15 protein-coding genes are annotated in these 17,245 nt (G+C 64.7%); 5 read left to right on the top strand and 10 right to left on the bottom strand.

Annotation, left to right across the window (positions count from 1 at the left end; genetic code table 11):
• A partial coding sequence (locus tag DRB19_RS31540) for a hypothetical protein (protein WP_162815769.1) occupies positions 1-119 on the bottom strand: 119 nt, incomplete at its 3' end.
• 163 nt (positions 120-282) lie between these two features.
• Between DRB19_RS31540 and DRB19_RS19680 the strand changes: the two genes are divergently transcribed.
• A complete protein-coding gene (locus tag DRB19_RS19680) occupies positions 283-1,290 on the top strand; it encodes an asparaginase (RefSeq protein ID WP_114187732.1) in 1,008 nt (335 codons plus the stop codon).
• A gap of 25 nt (positions 1,291-1,315) precedes the next feature.
• Here the strand turns inward: DRB19_RS19680 and DRB19_RS19685 are convergent, their stop codons facing one another.
• The 3 genes from DRB19_RS19685 to DRB19_RS19695 all read right to left on the bottom strand — a co-directional run bounded on the left by DRB19_RS19685 (position 1,316) and on the right by DRB19_RS19695 (position 5,504).
• The gene (locus DRB19_RS19685; RefSeq protein ID WP_114187733.1) at positions 1,316-3,298 is read right to left on the bottom strand and encodes a LuxR C-terminal-related transcriptional regulator; all 1,983 of its coding nucleotides are present in this window, start codon (positions 3,296-3,298) and stop codon (positions 1,316-1,318) included.
• A 325-nt stretch (positions 3,299-3,623) separates the two neighbouring features.
• Positions 3,624-4,610: a methylmalonyl Co-A mutase-associated GTPase MeaB gene (gene meaB, locus DRB19_RS19690; RefSeq protein WP_114187734.1), complete on the bottom strand. Its 987-nt coding sequence runs from the start codon at positions 4,608-4,610 to the stop codon at positions 3,624-3,626.
• Positions 4,611-4,709: 99 nt separating this feature from the next.
• The gene (locus DRB19_RS19695; RefSeq protein ID WP_245439681.1) at positions 4,710-5,504 is read right to left on the bottom strand and encodes a DUF3750 domain-containing protein; all 795 of its coding nucleotides are present in this window, start codon (positions 5,502-5,504) and stop codon (positions 4,710-4,712) included.
• 148 nt (positions 5,505-5,652) lie between these two features.
• Here DRB19_RS19695 and DRB19_RS19700 point away from each other — a divergent pair, with 148 nt between their 5' ends.
• A complete protein-coding gene (locus tag DRB19_RS19700; protein WP_114187735.1) occupies positions 5,653-6,636 on the top strand; it encodes an alpha/beta hydrolase in 984 nt (327 codons plus the stop codon).
• An 88-nt stretch (positions 6,637-6,724) separates the two neighbouring features.
• The gene (locus DRB19_RS19705) at positions 6,725-7,711 is read left to right on the top strand and encodes a Bug family tripartite tricarboxylate transporter substrate binding protein (protein ID WP_114187736.1); all 987 of its coding nucleotides are present in this window, start codon (positions 6,725-6,727) and stop codon (positions 7,709-7,711) included.
• Between the two features lie 82 nt (positions 7,712-7,793).
• On the opposite strand, the gene DRB19_RS19710 is transcribed toward DRB19_RS19705, so the two are convergent.
• Entirely contained in the window at positions 7,794-8,954 is a 1,161-nt protein-coding gene (locus DRB19_RS19710; RefSeq protein ID WP_114187737.1) for a family 16 glycosylhydrolase, read from the bottom strand.
• A gap of 216 nt (positions 8,955-9,170) precedes the next feature.
• Here DRB19_RS19710 and DRB19_RS19715 point away from each other — a divergent pair, with 216 nt between their 5' ends.
• Entirely contained in the window at positions 9,171-9,809 is a 639-nt protein-coding gene (locus DRB19_RS19715; protein ID WP_114187738.1) for a DUF924 family protein, read from the top strand.
• A 5-nt stretch (positions 9,810-9,814) separates the two neighbouring features.
• Here DRB19_RS19715 and scpA read toward each other — a convergent pair whose 3' ends face one another.
• The 5 genes from scpA to DRB19_RS19740 form a co-directional block, all read right to left on the bottom strand.
• The gene (gene scpA, locus DRB19_RS19720; protein ID WP_114187739.1) at positions 9,815-11,992 is read right to left on the bottom strand and encodes a methylmalonyl-CoA mutase; all 2,178 of its coding nucleotides are present in this window, start codon (positions 11,990-11,992) and stop codon (positions 9,815-9,817) included.
• Positions 11,993-12,141: 149 nt separating this feature from the next.
• Complete coding sequence (locus DRB19_RS19725) at positions 12,142-12,510, bottom strand: hypothetical protein (RefSeq protein ID WP_114187740.1); 369 nt, start codon at positions 12,508-12,510, stop codon at positions 12,142-12,144.
• Positions 12,511-12,679: 169 nt separating this feature from the next.
• Positions 12,680-13,072 carry a hypothetical protein gene (locus DRB19_RS19730; RefSeq protein ID WP_114187741.1) on the bottom strand — a complete coding sequence of 131 codons (393 nt, stop codon included), beginning with the start codon at positions 13,070-13,072 and terminating at the stop codon, positions 12,680-12,682.
• A 47-nt stretch (positions 13,073-13,119) separates the two neighbouring features.
• Positions 13,120-14,976, bottom strand: a complete 1,857-nt coding sequence (locus DRB19_RS19735) for a methylmalonyl-CoA mutase family protein (protein ID WP_114187742.1) — start codon at positions 14,974-14,976, stop codon at positions 13,120-13,122.
• Positions 14,977-15,190: 214 nt separating this feature from the next.
• On the bottom strand, positions 15,191-15,574 hold the full coding sequence (locus tag DRB19_RS19740) for a DUF2267 domain-containing protein (protein ID WP_114187743.1): 384 nt from the start codon (positions 15,572-15,574) through the stop codon (positions 15,191-15,193).
• A 123-nt stretch (positions 15,575-15,697) separates the two neighbouring features.
• Here DRB19_RS19740 and DRB19_RS19745 point away from each other — a divergent pair, with 123 nt between their 5' ends.
• A complete protein-coding gene (locus DRB19_RS19745; protein WP_114187744.1) occupies positions 15,698-17,236 on the top strand; it encodes a helicase HerA-like domain-containing protein in 1,539 nt (512 codons plus the stop codon).
• Positions 17,237-17,245 lie beyond the last annotated feature (9 nt).

The following is a 17,245-nucleotide window of genomic DNA, read 5'->3' on the forward strand; positions in this document are numbered from 1 at the left end:
TTCAGCGCGTCGATCTTGGCCGGCTCCTTGTCGACGCAGCACACCGCATGCCCGAAATCCGCAAAGCAGGCTCCCGACACGAGGCCCACATAGCCAGCCCCAATCATCGCTATCCGCATCAGGATCTTCCCCGCGTTCCTTTGGAGGCGGGTTTAGGCGCAGGGGCGCTCTCCTGCAACCCACAGGCCATACCCGGCCGAAAATATCTGTTTTGAAACAAGGATTCCTTTGACTTTCAGGCCGTCCCCGCACAAAAGACCGCGTTTTAAAGCGAGGCCTTTCATGGATAATCCTTTTCTCGTCGAGGTTTTGCGGGGCGAACTTGTCGAATCGCGCCATCGCGGCAGCGTTTCGGTGATCGACGCGGATGGGGCGACGGTTCTGTCCATCGGCGACGTGGAGCGCCACGTGTTTCCGCGCTCCGCCGTGAAGGCGCTCCAGGCGCTGCCTCTGGTCGAGAGCGGGATTGCCGACAAGTATGGGCTGACCGACGACGAGATCGCCCTGGCCTGCGCGTCCCATTCGGGCGAGCCCGCGCATGCGGCGGCGGCCGCCTCCATGCTGGCGAAGGCGGGGCGGGACGTGGCATGCCTCGAATGCGGGACGCACTGGCCCATGGGCGATGCCGCCGCCCGCGCCTTGGCGGCGAAGGGCAAGTCTCCGAGCGCGCTTCACAACAACTGCTCGGGCAAGCATGCGGGTTTCATCTGCCTAGCCTGCGGCGTGAACGAGGATCCGGCCGGCTATGTGAAGGCCGGGCACAAGGTCCAGCAAACCGTGCGGGCCGCCCTGGAGGATATCACCGGCAGCTCCCATACGGACGAGGAGCAGGGCATCGACGGATGCTCGATTCCCACCTATGCGATTCCGCTGCCCGCGCTCGCCTTCGGCTTCGCCAGGTTCGGCACCGGAGCGGGCCTGTCCCGCGCCTGCCAGGAGGCCGCCAGGCGGATCCGGCAGGCGGTGGCGAAGCACCCGTTCATGGTGGCGGGCACCGATCGCTTCGACACGAAATTGATGGAGCTCCTGGGCGAGCGCGCCTTCGTGAAGGTCGGAGCCGAGGGCGTCTATTGCGCGACCTTCCCGGAGCTCGGATACGGCGTCGCCCTGAAAGCCGACGACGGCAGCACCCGCGCGGCCGAGGCCATGATGGCGGGCCTCGTGCTCCACTTCCTCTCGCTTCGCGACGAGGAACGCGCCGCCGTCGAGGCGCTGGCGCAGCCCGTGATCAAGAACTGGAACGGCATCGAGGTCGGCCGCTATCGGGTTGCGCCTGATTTGCTGCAATAGGTTGCCGGGGACTCCCGGGTCGGCTTCAGTGCGGGCTCCCTCCGCTGCCGGACGCGCTGCGCTGAAGGCCTGCCGCAACGGCGATCTGCACCAGCTCCGGCAGGCTGCGGGCGCCGAGTCGCTCCATGATGCGTGCCCGATGCGCTTCCACCGTGCGCGGGCTGATGTCCAGGTCTCTCGCAATGGTCTTGTTGGTGCCGCCCGCTAGAAGCCCGTCGAGCACCTCGCGCTCCCGGCCCGACAAGCCGGCGATCTGGGCTTTGAAACGCTGTCCGATCTGGTCGCTCTCGGCCGATTTGTGAATGGCCGCGAGCGCCGAGGCAACCGAGTCCAGAAGCTGCTCCGGTCCGTAAGGCGTATCGAGAAAGTCCACCGCGCCGGCCTTCATGGCCTGAACGCCGAAGTCCACATTGCCATAGGCTTCGCCGATGACGATGACCGGCAGGCTGAGCCGGCGGGCCTTGAACTCCCTCGGGATCGTGAGCGCGCCCGCTTCCGGTGTCCGGACATTGAGCACGACACAGCCGGGAACCAGCATCGGCGCAACCTCGAGGAACCGCTGCGCGGAGGCGAAGACCTTGACCTCGTAGCCGACGCCCTGGAGCAGGAGGCAGATCTCCTTGCGCGAGGTGTCGCTGCCGTCGACCACGTAAACGATCGATCCGTCATGCTGCGTGATGTCCTGCGCGATTCCGCCCGCGCGCCGGATCCGCCCGTGCTCGTCGCGAATGGGAAAGAACGAATCCCGGATCCAGCGCACGCCGCCGTCCGGCCGGACGATATGATATTCCTGGGTGAAATCCTCGCCGCGCTGGACCCGCTCGCGAAACTTCGAGGCAAGCGCCCTATCGTCGGGATGGAGGGTCTCGATCCAATGATCCGGATTGCTCAACGCGACCTCCGCGGGTTCGCCCCATATGGCTTCGTATGCAGGGCTGAGATATTCGAGCTGCCCGGTATCGAGGTCGTGAATCCAAAGGACGGTGGCCGAATGCTCGGCGAACTGCCGGAAGCGCTCCTGGCCCTCCTTCAGGGCCTTCTCGGCGCGCATCCGCGCCGCCGCCTCCCAGGTGCGCTCAGCGACTTCCTGCGCCAGCGCCACCTCGTCGTCGCGCCACTGACGGGGTTCGGTCTGATGGATGTAGAGCGTTGCTGCCAGCACACCGGCCTTGATGATCGGAACGATGAGGCTCGCACGCTTGCCATTGGCGATGAACGCCTCGGCAACATCCTTTTGGGCCGTACGCGAGTCGGTGAGGGCGTCGTCCAGGCGGACGGTTTGCCCGGCCGCGAGTTCCTCATGGATCGGGCTGCCGAAATCCTCGATGCGGTAACGCCCGGCGAAGGTGGGCGTGACGCCGTCGGTCCAGTCGCTATCCACCGACATGGTTTCCCCGGTCGCGCCCATTTCCACATAGCCAGCGCGGCTCGCCGCCAAGTGCCGGCCCAACATCTCTGCCGCGGCCGCCATGGCGTCTCGTGGATTGCTCAACGTGCGCAGGCGGTTGCCGAGATCGACCAGGAACTGAAGCCGCTGTTCGGTCTGTACCCGCTTGGTCGTCTCCTGAATGATGCAAAAGACGCCGCCGACCTTGCCGTCCTCGATGCGGATGGGGCTGTAGGAAAACGTGAACCAAGTCTGTTCCGGATAGCCGTTGCGCAGCAAGGTATAGGGCAGGTCCTCAAGATAGCTCGCCACACCCCTGAGCGCACCTTCGGCAATGGGCAGGATCTCGTCCCAGATTTCAGGCCAGACCTCTCGCAGGGGTTTTCCGAGGGCGTCGTGCTTCTCCCCGAGCATCGGCAGATAGGCGTCGTTGTAGAAGCTGATGAGTTCCGGCCCCCAGGCAATGTAGCCGGGAAACTTCGAAGCGAGCAGAGTGTCGAGCATGATGCGCAACGGCTGCGGCCAGGTGTCGATCGGGCCGAGTGACGAGGTCGACCAGTCATGCGCTTTGATACGGGCGCCCATGACGCCCACGTCGGTCAGGAAGTCGGAAGTGCTCACACGCCGTTCCTCCTCGTCTATTGGTATTCAACGCGTCCGGCCGGGCAACGGATCGTCGGATGCCGGCCAAAAAATTCCAAAATCATGTACCGGAGTTAGGATCTCCTGACAGGGTGAAGAATCGGTATCTTGACGAAATGTCCCTGACGCCCCGTCGACCGAGAAATGGGACTTGCACCGGGCGGGATCGCAAGTCGCACGACCCAGGAAAGCATGAACGCGTTGGAGAGCGGCCCCACGTTTGGCTGCAGGCAAACTGGTTCCTTCCATAGAAACGGATTCGTCGGCAACGATCAGGGGCAATTCGGGATATACGCTCTTGGGGTCAGAGCCCGAGCAGCCGGATGATCTCGCTCGCGCCCGCATCGGGAGACAGCGCCCCGTCGCCGATCGCCTTCTCGATTTCGGGAACGCGCCTGCGCAAGCCGGGATCATGTGCGAGGCGGTCATGTAGCCGCTCATGGACCAGCGCCCACATCCATTTGGTATCCTGCGCCTGTCGCTTGGCGGCCAGTTCCCCTGTCGCCTCCAGGCGCTTGCGGTGTTCGAGAACCTTGGTCCACAGCTCGTCGAGCCCTTGGCCGGTCAACCCGGAGACCGTGAGCACCGGCGGCGTCCAGGTGCTTGAGGCGGGGGTGAGGATGTGGAGCGCCGCCTTGTATTCCGCTGCCGCCGCCTTCGCCTTCATGCCGGCGTCATCCGCCTTGTTGACGGCGATCATGTCGGCCAGTTCCAGAATGCCCTTCTTGATGCCCTGCAACTCGTCGCCGGCGCCGGGCAGCATCAGCACGAGGAAGAAATCTGTCAGCTCGGCGACCGCCGTCTCCGATTGTCCGACGCCGACCGTTTCCACAAGGATCACGTCGAAGCCCGCCGCCTCGCACAGCAGCATCGTCTCGCGGGTCTTGGCCGCGACACCGCCGAGGGTGCCGGAGGACGGGGAGGGGCGGATGAAGGCGTTCGGGTCACTGGCAAGCCGCGCCATCCGGGTCTTGTCACCCAGGATCGCGCCGCCCGTTCGGGTGGAGCTGGGATCGACCGCGAGCACCGCCACCCTGTGGCCCTTCTCGGTGAGCGCGGAGCCGAGTGCATCGATGGTCGTCGACTTGCCGACGCCCGGAACGCCCGTGATGCCGACGCGCACAGCCTGTCCGGTGCGGGGCATCAGCTCCTGCAGGAGCGCCCGCGCGGTCTCCCGGTGGTCGGCCCGGCGCGATTCCATCAGCGTGATCGCGCGCGCCAACGCCGCGCGGTCGCCGCGCGCAACGGCCTGAGCCGTCACCGGCTGTCGTGTGTGTGAGCCCCCGTTCATGAGGACAGGCTTAGAGCATCAAACCCTAAAAGTGGACTCCACTTTTGGAACCCTTCCGACGCCTACGTCGAGAGGATGCGCATCGTTCCTGTGCGACTTTCACCAAGTAACCGGGTTCATGCCGATCCGTCCCCAGCCGGGAAGCTTGATCGCCGGGCGGCGGACATCGAGCCCGGCGATGAGGCCCAGGAAATCGACCTCGAACCCTTCGACCCAGCCGATGGTGAGACCCGCATAGCCGCCGAGGGAGACCTGCACGCCCGTGCGGCTCGGGGTCAGGCCGACAATGTCGCGAAAGGGCTGCCAATCCTTCCCAATGGCGGTGGGCGGAAGCGCTGCTCCCAGCTCCGGCACCTGGCGCATCACGTGGGCCACGAACGTATTGGAGTTCGGGCCAGGCCACGCATTGTAGTCGCCCGCGCTCCGGTATGGGTAGGAGGTGACCGCCTGCTGGATCTGCGGGATCAGCCGCTGCGCGGCCTCGCCTTCGATCAGCACGATGGGTTGCGGCGCATTACCGAACCAGCGCCCATCGGCGACCCATCCGTTGGTGCGCACCGGGCTGCCCCAGCCGACCTTGTCGTAGCGGGTGTACTGGCGTGCGTCGGCTTCCTTCACCACCACCCAGGTATGATGAGCGAAGATCCCGCGCCAACGGCCCACCCGCGCGGCATAGACGGCCACAATGGCCTGCGGCGCGGCGGAGGGCTGCGGCAGGAGCCTCGCGCTCGACCAATCGGCGGCGCGCCAGCTCGGCGCCACATCGTCGCGCATGGCCCACCAGACCGCATGCGCCCCGAGAGGAAAAAGGAAAAGGCCGAGAACCACGAGGAGGAGGCGGGCGAGAACGAGCATGAACATGGTTGCAGAGGTATGCTTGGATTCCTGACGCATCAAGGCGCTGCGGCCTTCTGGCTCGGCTCGTTCACCAAGGGTTTACCATCCTTGGCAAGCATTGGGGCCATTCTCTGTCGCCGCCTTGCGCCCGCCATGATCGGGCGCGAAACAGCATTCCGATTAATTTCCTGGGTCCTCGGCCTTCATGCTCTTTCCGCTTCCCCGCCTTGCTCTCATGGCCATCGCTGCTCTTACCCTGTCGGGCTGCCTCGGAGACGAATCGGCCCTGACGGATGCGTCGCTGGCGTCCCGCGCCAGTCTTTCGAACGACCCCAAGCTCCTGGTGGCGACCACGCGCATGCCGGTGGGCGAGCCCCTGCGCAAGCCATGGTTCAACAGCCAGCGCTCGCCGGACCTGGTTTTCGCCGAGGCGCGCCTGACGCCCCCGGCCAACTCGCTCATCGGATCGTCGGACTGGGCCATCGCGTCGGTCGAGCCGCCGGTTCGCAAGGGCGCAGCTCAGGCCTTCGCCCAGGCGGCGTTCGGCCGTGACCTGCTCCTGTACATCCACGGGTACCGAGAAAGCTTCGAGACCGCCGCTACATCCACCGTGCATCTGTCCGAGGGCATCAAGTTCCGGGGCGCGACCGGCCTTTTCACCTGGCCGTCTGCCGGCTCCACCTTCAGCTACGTGAGCGATCGCGAGAGCGCCATGTGGTCCCGCGATGCCCTGGAGGATCTGCTCACGGCCATCGCCAAGACCCCGAGCGGCGGGCGCATCCACATCGTGGCGCACAGCATGGGCACGCTGCTGACCCTCGAGACCTTGCGGATGCTGCGCGGCTCGGGTGGCGACGACGCCATGTCGCGCATCGGCGCCGTGGTGCTCGCTGCTCCCGACATCGACATCGATCTTTTCGCCCGCGGGCTTGAACGGCTTGGCACGGACGCCAAGAAGATCACCGTCATCAGCTCCACCAACGACCGGGCGCTTGCGGTGTCGAGCCGCCTGGCGGGCGGCATCGTGCGGGCCGGCGCGGCCGATCGGGAGCGGCTGGAATCCCTCGGCGTCAGGGTGGCCGACGCCACCGAGTTCGGCGGCAGCTTCATCAACATCAACCACGACCTCTTCCTGTCCAATCCGGAAGTGCAGCAGGTGGTGAAGCGGGCGATCGACCGGGCGGATTGATCCAATCGAGCTTGCACGGAAGTCTCGCTTGTCCTCGCAGGGTCCGGGACTAGGTTCTTGTCAAAACGAGAACCCACCGGAGGAAACGATGACCTGGACCCGCCGCAGCATTCTCATAGGCGTCGCGGCTGCCGCCGCAGCTTCGAGCCTCGCCACATCGGCGGCTTTCGCACAGGCCGACTACCCGACCCGTCCGGTGCGCGTGGTCGTGCCGTATGCGGCGGGTGGCGGAACGGATTTCTTCGCCCGCCTGGTCTTTGCGGAGATCGGCAAGCAGCTCGGCCAGCAATTCGTCATCGAGAACAAGGCCGGGGCAGGCACCAACCTTGGGGCGGAATCGGTCGCGCGCGCAGAGCCGGACGGTTACACGCTTCTTCTCGGCGACAGCGCGACCTTTGCGACGAACCGCACCCTGTACCGCAAGCTGAACTTCGACCCATTTAAGGATTTCAGCCCGATCTCACTCAGCGGTCGGTTTGCCCTCGTGCTTCTCGTCAACACGGACAAGCTCAAGGTGAACTCGGTGCAGGAGCTGATCGAGGAGGCCAAGAAGAGGCCCGGCGAGATCAACTATGGCACCCCGGGGCTCGGGAGCCCGTTTCACCTGGCGACGGAACTGCTGTCCCAGCGAGCGGGCGTCAAGTTCACGCATGTGCCGTACCGGGGCGCGGCTCCCGCCGTGCAGGACCTTGTTGCCGGCAACATCAGCATGATGTTCATCGACTTCGCGACCGCACGCTCGCAGCTTTCAGGCCCCATCAAGGCTATCGCAGTTGCCTCGCCGGGCGAGTTCTACGGCCTTCCGGGCGTGCCGCCCGTGGCGGCCGACCATCCGGGCTTTGAAGCCTGGGCTTGGCAGGGGATCGTGGCTCCGGAGGGCACTCCGCCCGAAATCATCAACAAGCTCAACGAGACCTATCGGAAGGTTGTGAACCAACCGGAGATCCGCGAGAAGCTGACCGGCGCGGGCGTCGATGTGCTCCATAGCTCCCCGAACCAGATGGCCGCCTACATGCAGGCCGAAGGGTCCAAGTGGGAGCAGGTCATCAAGACCGCCGGCATCACGCTCGAATGATCATCGAGCCTGGCTCACCCTCACGGTAGCCTCGAAGACAGAGCAGCCCTCAGGGCTGCTCTGCCGTTTCCAGGCGCGGGTCTCAAAGGATCAGGAAATCGTCGTAGGCCAGCTGCGCTTTCCTGACACCGACGAACGTGACGGTGCCGCCATCGGCGAGCTTGAGAACCGCCTCTCCGGATACATCATTGATGTTACGGTAGAGTTGGGAGAAGTTCTTCACGCCCGCGGCCAATTTGGACACCTGCACCAAGTTGCCGCCGTTCGGCTCGAAATCCAGGATGATGTCGTGCCCGGACGAAGCTGTCCGGTAAACGAATTTGTCTATGCCACTGCCCCCATTGAGCGTGTCGTTCCCTCTGAGACCTTCCAGCCAATCGTTGCCGCCATAGCCGAAGATCACGTCGTCCTGCTGGCTGCCGGAAAGGGTGTCGGCCCCGGAGCCGCCCACTATGGTGGGCTCCGGGGTTGTGGCGGACAGGGCCCAGGCGCGGATGTAGTCGATCTGGAACTCGGCCGGAAACTGTGTTGACGCATCCGGTGCGCCCGGCCAGTTGCCGCCCACGGCCAGCCCGGCCAGCAGATACATCGGCTCGTCCATTCCTGCAGGGGTCTGCATCGTGTAAACCTCCTGCCCGTCGAGGTAGAAGGTGATCGCGTCCGCGGTCCAAAGGGTGCCGTAGGAGTGGAAGCCTTGCGAGAGATCGACGCCAGCCGCATAGGACTGGGTGTCGTAGACATGCTGGCCGGACGCGTCCTTCCAATGGGACCCGACATAGTATGTGGTCGGGTCATGTCCGAGCAGTTCGAGCACGTCGATTTCCGGCGGCCAGTTTCCGCTTTGCGGCAGCATCCAGAAGGCGGGCCACAAGCCCTGGCCCGAAGGCACCTGGGCGGAAATCTCGAAATAGCCGTAGGTCTGCGAGAACGTGCCATGCGTGGTGATGAGCCCTGACACGTAAGGAAGGTTCTCGGTTAATCCAGTTTCCGGCGAAACGCTCGCCCTGATGGTGAGAATGCCGTCGCCGGCTTGGTTCTGGTCCTGATCGATCCGAAACGGATCGAGGTGTGGATATTTCTGTACGACGGCCGTCGAGCGATCCGCGAAATACTGCATCTCGCCATTGGTCGAGAGGGTGCGTCCGCCCCACCAGTACTTCGTGCCCCAGACCGATGTGTCGAGATAGCTGCCGGTGAATTCGTCCGAAAACGTCAGTGTATAGCTGTCGAGATTAAGTGACATATGCGCCCCCTGCGCGTTTCACGCTCATTGTCTCAGGGCAGCATACGTTGGGGCTGGTTAAGGCCTGACATAGGATGGAAGGTCTGAACGTCGCACCCTCGCTCTGCCAAGGCGGCTACGGCGAAAGCGCAAAGGGGCTGCCCATCTTAAGAGCCGCGCCCATCGTCGAGTTGCGTGCTAAAATCCCGCCTCCACGTCCTGTTGCAGGGGGCTTGGATGACTGAGGCTCTGGACTGGCGAACGGTTTACGATTTCTGGTTTCCGATCGAACTGGACGGTGCGGATACGGCGACCCACTGGCGCATGCTGACATGGTGGATGCGCGGCGGCGCGAGTGCGGAACTCGGACCGCTCGCGCCGATCCTGGACGCAGCCCGATCCGGTCACCTGGACAATTGGGCCGATAACCCCTGGGGACGGCTGTCCCTCATCATCGTGCTCGACCAGTTCACGCGCGGCCTCCTGGCTGGGACGCCTGAGGCTTACGCATCCGATCCCGAGGCGCTACGCCTCGCCGAGGAGGGGTTGAGGAACGGACACTACGATGCGCTTGGGAGCAACTGGGAGAAGTTCTTCTTCCTGCTTCCCACCGCTCATGCGGAAGGGCCGGATCACCTGGAGCGTTTGGACCGGATCGTCGCGATCTCGGAGACGGCATTGGAGGAGGCGCCTGCGCACCTTCGGCCAATCTACGAGTTTTCTTTGAGCCAGGCCCGCGGCCACCGCGGCGTGATCGGCCGCTTCGGCCGCTTTCCGCACCGCAACGCATTGCTTGGGCGCGAGTCCACGCCCGAGGAACTGGCCTATCTGGAGAAGGGCGACTACGTTTATAACCGCCAGCCGCCGCAAGGGTGAGCGATTTACTCCGCCGCCTGCTTGGGGCCGTAGCCGAGGCGGCGGTTGAGATCTTCGATCAGGTTGACGGCCGCGTCTGCGATCACCGTGCCGGGCGGGAAGATCGCCGAGGCGCCGGCCTTGACGAGCGCATCGAAATCCTGCGGCGGGATCACCCCGCCCACCACGATCATGATGTCCTCGCGGCCATACTTCGCGAGTTCGGCGCGCAACTCCGGCACGAGGGTGAGGTGGCCGGCCGCGAGCGACGATACGCCGATGATGTGCACGTCGTTTTCGATGGCCTGACGGGCAGCCTCGCCGGGAGTGGCGAAGAGGGGACCGATATCCACGTCGAACCCGAGATCGGCAAACGCGGACGCGATCACCTTCTGGCCGCGATCGTGCCCGTCCTGGCCCATCTTGGCCACAAGGATGCGCGGGCGGCGCCCGTCGTTGGTCTCGAAATCTTCGACCAGGTGCCGGACCCGTTCGACCGCAGGCGACGCCATGCCGACCTCCCGCTTATAGACGCCGGAGATCGCCTTGATCTCGGCCCTGTGACGGCCCCAGACCTTCTCCAGGGCGTCGGAAATCTCGCCCACGGTGGCCTTCGCCCGCGCGGCCTTCACGGCCAGATCGAGCAGGTTGCCCTCATTCGTGGCGGCGCCCTTCGAAAGGGCTGCGAGCGCGGCATCAACGTCGTTCTGATTGCGCTCGGCGCGCAGGCGCTGGAGCTTCTCGATCTGCTGCGCGCGCACCGCCGCGTTGTCGACCTTGAGGATGTCGATGGTCGCCTCGTCGTTCGGCCGGAAGGCATTCACGCCGATGATCTTCTGATGGCCTGAATCGATGCGCGCTTGGGTGCGGGCCGCGGCTTCCTCGATCTTGAGCTTGGGAATGCCTGCCTCGATGGCCTTGGCCATGCCGCCGAGGGATTCCACTTCCTGAATATGGCTCCAGGCTTTCGCCGCAAGTTCCTGCGTCAGGCGCTCGACATAGTACGAGCCGCCCCATGGATCGATGATGCGCGTGATGCCGCTTTCCTGCTGGAGGAAGAGCTGCGTGTTGCGGGCGATGCGGGCGGAGAAATCGGTGGGCAGGGCGAGCGCCTCGTCGAGGGCGTTGGTGTGCAGCGACTGCGTATGCCCTTGGGTTGCCGCCATGGCTTCGATGCAGGTGCGCGCCACGTTGTTGAACACGTCCTGGGCAGTAAGAGACCAACCGGACGTCTGGCTGTGGGTGCGAAGCGGCAGGGACTTCTCGCTCTTGGGATCGAACCCCTTCACGAGCTTCGCCCAGAGCAGGCGGGCGGCGCGCATCTTGGCCACCTCTATGAAGAAGTTCATGCCCACCGCCCAGAAGAACGACAGGCGCGGCGCGAACTGGTCGATGGTGAGGCCTGCGGCGATGCCGGCGCGGATGTACTCGACGCCGTCCGCGAGGGTGTAGGCAAGCTCGAGGTCCTGCGTGGCTCCCGCCTCCTGCATGTGATAGCCGGAGATCGAAATCGAATTGAACTTCGGCATATTTGCCGACGTGTAGGCGAAGATGTCAGAGATGATGCGCATCGACCCCTTGGGCGGGTAGATGTAGGTGTTGCGCACCATGAACTCTTTCAGAATGTCGTTCTGGATCGTGCCCGAGAGCTTATCGGCCGGAACGCCCTGTTCCTCGGCAGCCACGATGTAGAGCGCGAGCACGGGCAGCACCGCGCCGTTCATGGTCATCGATACGCTCATCTGGTCGAGGGGAATCCCTGCGAAGAGCGTGCGCATGTCGTAGATCGAGTCGATGGCGACGCCTGCCATGCCCACGTCGCCGGAGACGCGGGGATGGTCGGAATCGTAGCCCCGGTGAGTTGCGAGATCGAACGCGACCGACAGGCCTTTTTGACCTGCCGCCAGATTGCGGCGGTAGAAGGCGTTGGAATCCTCAGCCGTGGAGAAGCCCGCATACTGACGCACGGTCCAGGGCTGGTTGACGTACATGGTCGGGTAGGGGCCGCGCAGGTAAGGCGCGATGCCCGGATAGGTGTCCACGAAGCCGAGGCCAGCGCGATCCTCGGGCCCATACGCATTCTTGACCGCAATGCCTTCCGGGGTGAGCCAGGGCTCGCCCGTCGTTTCCGGCAAGCCGGAGGCCGGGGACGACGCTTGTGCGTCAGCCCAGCTGACGCCTGAAAAGTCCGGGATGCGGGTCATGGTCGGAACGAATACTCTCAGAAGTCGCGATGCCGAAATGTGCCTTATTCTAGGGCATCCGGCTGCGCTAGGCTATCGGAGCATCGTCGGGGGCCTCCACGGTCTTCCGGGGGCGGACGAAGCGGCCCCGGAAGACCGTGGAGATTGATTTACCCCCGCTTCTCGGCGTTCCAGTTGCCCGAGCAGACACGCCCGCCAGAGGTCGACCAGGTGCCGGTTCCGTTGTTGCCCGAGAGGCGGCCTGTCACGTTGGCGCGGTCCTGCCCGCGCGAGATGCTGGCCGAGACGGAGCCGTTGGGCTGAACCCGGCCGTTGACGTTGAATTGCTCCGGTCCACCGTAGCGGGCCTGGCCGTTCTGGATGATCACCGAGTAGCGATAGGCGCGGTCGCAAGCACCCTGCTGCGTCACGACCTCGACGCTCCAGTTGCCGTCGAACCGGGTTGTCTGCGCGAGAACAGGCGGGGCGAGCATGCAGCTCATCACAGTCGCCGCACCGAGCCATGCAAAAATCCGCATCGAGAACTCCACTATCCTCATTGAAGAGGTTAGGTAACGAAGGGTCTTTCAGGGCGGTTCCCGGGCGGTCTGTCAGCTTCCCGTGATGGAAAAGAAAAAGCCGCCGCATCGAGGGACGCGGCGGCGTGAAGTGTATTGTTATTGTTGATGGTCCTGGTCAGGTCGTCCGTTAAGACTGGACGATATTGGAGCGCTTCTGGGCCGTCCAGCGGCCCGTGCAGCCGAGCATGCCGAGGGTCCAAGTGCCGGACCCCGATTTGCCGTTGAGTCGGCCGGTGGCATCGACCTTGGCGATGCTGCGGCGGATATCGAGGTCCACAGCGCCGTCGGGGCCGATACGGCCCGAGACGGTGGTCGGCGAGTCGCCCGGCGCGAGAAGGTAGCGGACGTTCCCGTTCTCAATGGCGATCGAATAGCCGTAGGTGCGGTCGCACAGGCCGGAATCCGTCACCATCTGGACGCTCCAGGTGCCGTCGTTTCGGTCGGACGAGGCGGCGAAGGCGCCGCCGATCAGGGTCAAACCGAGGCCGAGGGCCAGAGCGGATCTCTTCGCAAAGGTCATTGCCGTGCTTCTCCCGGTTGCGAGCCCGGGACGGAAAACCTCACGGTTCAGGCGCAGGCTGCTTCCAGAGCCTCGCTCAAGACCTTGAGGGTGTCGCACCCGGCGTAAATGAATGTGGTAATGCCGGAGCGGGCAAGCTCATCTTCATCTTTTCCCGGTCGGCCTGCTAGATAAATGGGTCCTGATCCGGCAGACCGCAAGGTATCGGCCGTCTGTTTTGCGTGATTTTCGTAAATTTCGTCCGTCGAGCAGATGCATGAAAGCTTGGCTTTGCTTTCACGGTAAGCTTGTAGAAGCTTATCACTATCTGAAAACCCGTCGCTCATGACAGTTTCTATTCCACCGGCCTCGAAGAAGTTCTTGGCGAAGGTCGCGCGAGCCGTGAAGGCGGAAGCCGGGCCGAGATTGGCCAGGAACACTTTCGGCCGCGACCCGGTCTTAGCCAGATAGGCGTCGGACAGATCGCGCAGGCGCTCAAAGGGCTCTGAAGCGCGGGTGGAGGGCAGGGGTGCGATTTCGACTGCTGCGCCGGTTTGCTCGTCTTGCGCCTGTGGGATAAGGGCTAGGACGGAAACGTCCGCTTCCCGGATGTTCGGAAACTCGCTCGTGCCGGTGATCGGCTCTCTACGGGTGGCCACCGCCTTCTCGCGCTGCGCCCGTACAGCCGCGATGCGCTGCTGAAGGGCTCCGCGGGCGAGGCTTTCTACGATTCCGCCCTCGCGCTCGATCTCCTGGAAAAGCCCCCAGGCCTTTTCGCAGAGTGCATCTGTCAGCGCCTCGAAGCCGCCGGCTCCGGCGACAGGATCGGCTACCCGCCAGAGATTGGCCTCGTCGAGCAGGATCAGCTGCGTATTGCGCGCGACCCGTCGCGCAAAGGCATCCGGCAGGCCAAGCGCGGACGTGAAGGGCAGCACGGTGATCGCATCCGCTCCACCGATGCCTGCCGAGAAGGCCGCGACAGTGGCCCGCAGCATGTTCACCCATGGGTCGCGCCGGGTGGTCATGCGCCAGGCGGTTTCGGCGTGGAGGCGGATGGGTTTGGAGGAGAGGCCGGAGGCCTCCTCGATGCGCGCCCATAGCCGCCGCAGGGCCCGGAACTTGGCAACGGTCAGGAACTCATCCGCATCCGCCACGAGCAGGAACGCGAGGGTGTCCCGCGCTGCCTCGACGGAATGGCCGTTGGCCTCGAGCGCCCGCAAATAGGCAACGCCCGTGGTGAGCACGGCCGCAAGCTCCTGCGCTTCGCTGCCGCCGCCTTCGTGATAAGGCCGCCCATCGGCCAGAAACGCTCGGCCCCTGAACCCGCGCCCGTCGAGATCTGCGAGAACGGCGCCCATGCGACGAGTTACCTCCTCCCAGGGAACGGACAGGTGCCCGAGGGCCGCCATGGCTCCGATCGGGTCCATGCCGAGATCGAGAGAGAGGTCTCCAAGCCTGTGGCCGCGCCGTTCCGCCAGCTCGATCAGCAGGCCGGCCATCTTGCGGCCCTTGCCGCCCGCGTCGAGGCGCAGGTGGATGAGGTCGAGCATGACGCCCGACAGGGTGCGGTCGAGGTCCTCGACACTCCTTGCGCCGACGCCGAAACCCCGCGCCGCCGGGGCCTTGCGGGTGACCAGCGTCAGCGCATCCGCACCGCCGTCGAGATCGACAAGGGCGAGTTCATTAGCCTTGGCCGGGTCTGGATGATCGGTCCTTTGGGACACGCGCCACCGCCCAGGCTCGGCGCGGCTGATGCGCGAAGTGCCCTCGGCCTTTGGGTAAAGCGGCTGGATCTCGATGCCGTCATGGGTGCGGCCCACGAGCTTTTTCTGGAAATCCGCGCCCTTCAGCACCCCCTCGACCAGACCGAGCCATTGCTCGCGGGTGGGAATGGGGAAGTCGGCGGCAAAGTTCAGATCGTCCACGGGTCACGCCTCGTCCGAAGCAGCCTGTATCGTAGGGAGCGGTATATCGGGTCCGGCGGGCTGAGGGAACGCTACGATGGTCAAGCGGCCGCCGCTCCACCTCCGTCATCCCCGGGCCTGTTCCGGGAATCCACGCCCTGATGCGGCTGAAGACGTGGATGGCCGGGACAAGCCCGGCCAGGACGGAAACAGCGGCGTATGGGGTAGCGGGTGATCAGACGAACTGCGACAGCCCGGGGATCGAGCCGACGATGGGGCCCATCACGTCCTCACCGGCCTTCTCGCGGCCGTAGGCGAAGAGTTCCTTGCCTAGGGGCTGCATCTGACCCATGGAGACGCCCACGCCCATGAGCTGGCCGCCCAGCGCCATGACGCCGCCACCCATGGCGCCCATCATGCCCATGATGCCGCCGCCCGAGCTGTCGCCCTGGGCGCTGCTGATCGCATCCTCGGCTCCCGGCAAGGCCGCGACGAGCTGGCCGACTTCGTTCGCCGGACCCTCTTTCTGGAGATACGCGAGAATGAGGCCGATCGCCTTTCTGGCCACCGAGGCCTCAAGTCCCGTCTTTTCCGTCACGCGAGCGATCAGCTCATCCATGTGATTCTCCTAAAACTGGTGTGAGGCGGTACTTCGGGCGACTAAGGCGTGAAATCAAGAAGCGTGAGAGTGGAAACCGGAGGATGGATTGCCTATGACAATGGGGCACTCGGGAGAGACACGATGCTCCAGGACGGAAAAATCTTCATCGGCAAGAGCGCCAAGCCGGAAACGCTGGATTTGCGGCTCGCCAACCGGCACGGGCTGATCACGGGCGCCACGGGCACCGGCAAGACCGTATCGCTGCAGGTGCTGGCGGAAGGTTTCTCTCAAGCCGGCGTTCCGGTCTTCGCCGCCGACATCAAGGGCGATCTCTCGGGACTGGCGGCGCCCGGCAACGGCAAGGAGCCTCTGGTCAAGCGCGCCAAAGACATCGGCGTCGACTACGCGCCAGACCAGTTTCCGGTGGTGTTCTGGGACCTGTTCGGCGAGCAGGGCCACCGAGTGCGCGCAACCGTGTCCGAGATGGGACCGCTGTTGCTTTCGCGCCTTCTCGACCTCAACGACACGCAGGAGGGTGTGCTCAACATCGCGTTCCGCATCGCCGACGAGCAGGGTCTGCTGCTTCTCGACCTGAAGGATCTGCGGGCGCTGCTGCAGCTCATTTCCGAGAACGCGCAGGAGCTCACCACCACCTACGGCAACGTCTCGAAAGCCACCGTAGGCACGATCATGCGCCAGCTCCTCGTGCTGGAGAACCAGCAGGGCGACGAGTTCCTCGGCGAGCCCGCGCTCGACATCAGGGACCTGATGCGCACCGATCGGGATGGGCGCGGAATCGTCAACATCCTGGCGGCCGACAAGCTCATGAACAACCCGCGGCTCTACGCCACTTTCCTGCTCTGGCTCATGTCGGAGCTGTTCGAGGAACTGCCCGAAGTGGGCGATCTCGATCAGCCCAAGCTCGTGTTCTTCTTCGACGAGGCGCATCTGCTTTTCGCGGACGCGCCCAAGGCCCTGACCGAGACGGTGGAGCGGGTCGTGCGCCTCATCCGCTCCAAGGGCGTGGGCGTCTATTTCATCACGCAGAACCCTGTGGACATTCCGGAAACCGTGCTCGCTCAGCTTGGCAACCGGGTGCAGCACGCGCTGCGCGCCTACACGCCGCGCGAGCAGAAGGCGGTGCGCGTCGCAGCTCAGACCTTCCGCCAGAACCCGGCTTTCGACACCGAGAAAGCCATTACGGAACTCGGCGTCGGCGAGGCGCTGGTCTCGACCCTGGAAGGCAAGGGCTCGCCCTCCATGGTGGAGCGTACCTTGATCGCGCCGCCCATGGCGCAGGTCGGGCCGATCGAGCTCGCGGAACGGCAGCGGATCATCGCCGGCAGCCCGATGCGCGGGAAATACGATCAGCCGATCGATTCCGAATCCGCCTACGAGATGCTGGCGCAGCGAGCCGAGAAGGCTGCCACCGAGGCGCAGGCCGCCGCAGGCGGCGGAGGCATCTTAGACATGCTCGGGGGGCTTTTCGGCACGACGGGATCACGCAAGGGTTCCATGACGGTGGGGCAGCGCGTCACCCGGGAAGTCACCCGCACCATCGTCAACCAGACCGTGGGCAATATCGCGGCCGAGATCGGCAAATCCATCGGCGGCCGCCAGGGCAGCTCTATCGGCCGCGCTATTGTGCGCGGAACCTTGGGCGGGCTGCTGCGGCGCTAAAAGATTCTC

Origin of the sequence: Microvirga aerophila (assembly GCF_003332305.1) — a bacterium.
Lineage (GTDB): Bacteria > Pseudomonadota > Alphaproteobacteria > Rhizobiales > Beijerinckiaceae > Microvirga > Microvirga aerophila.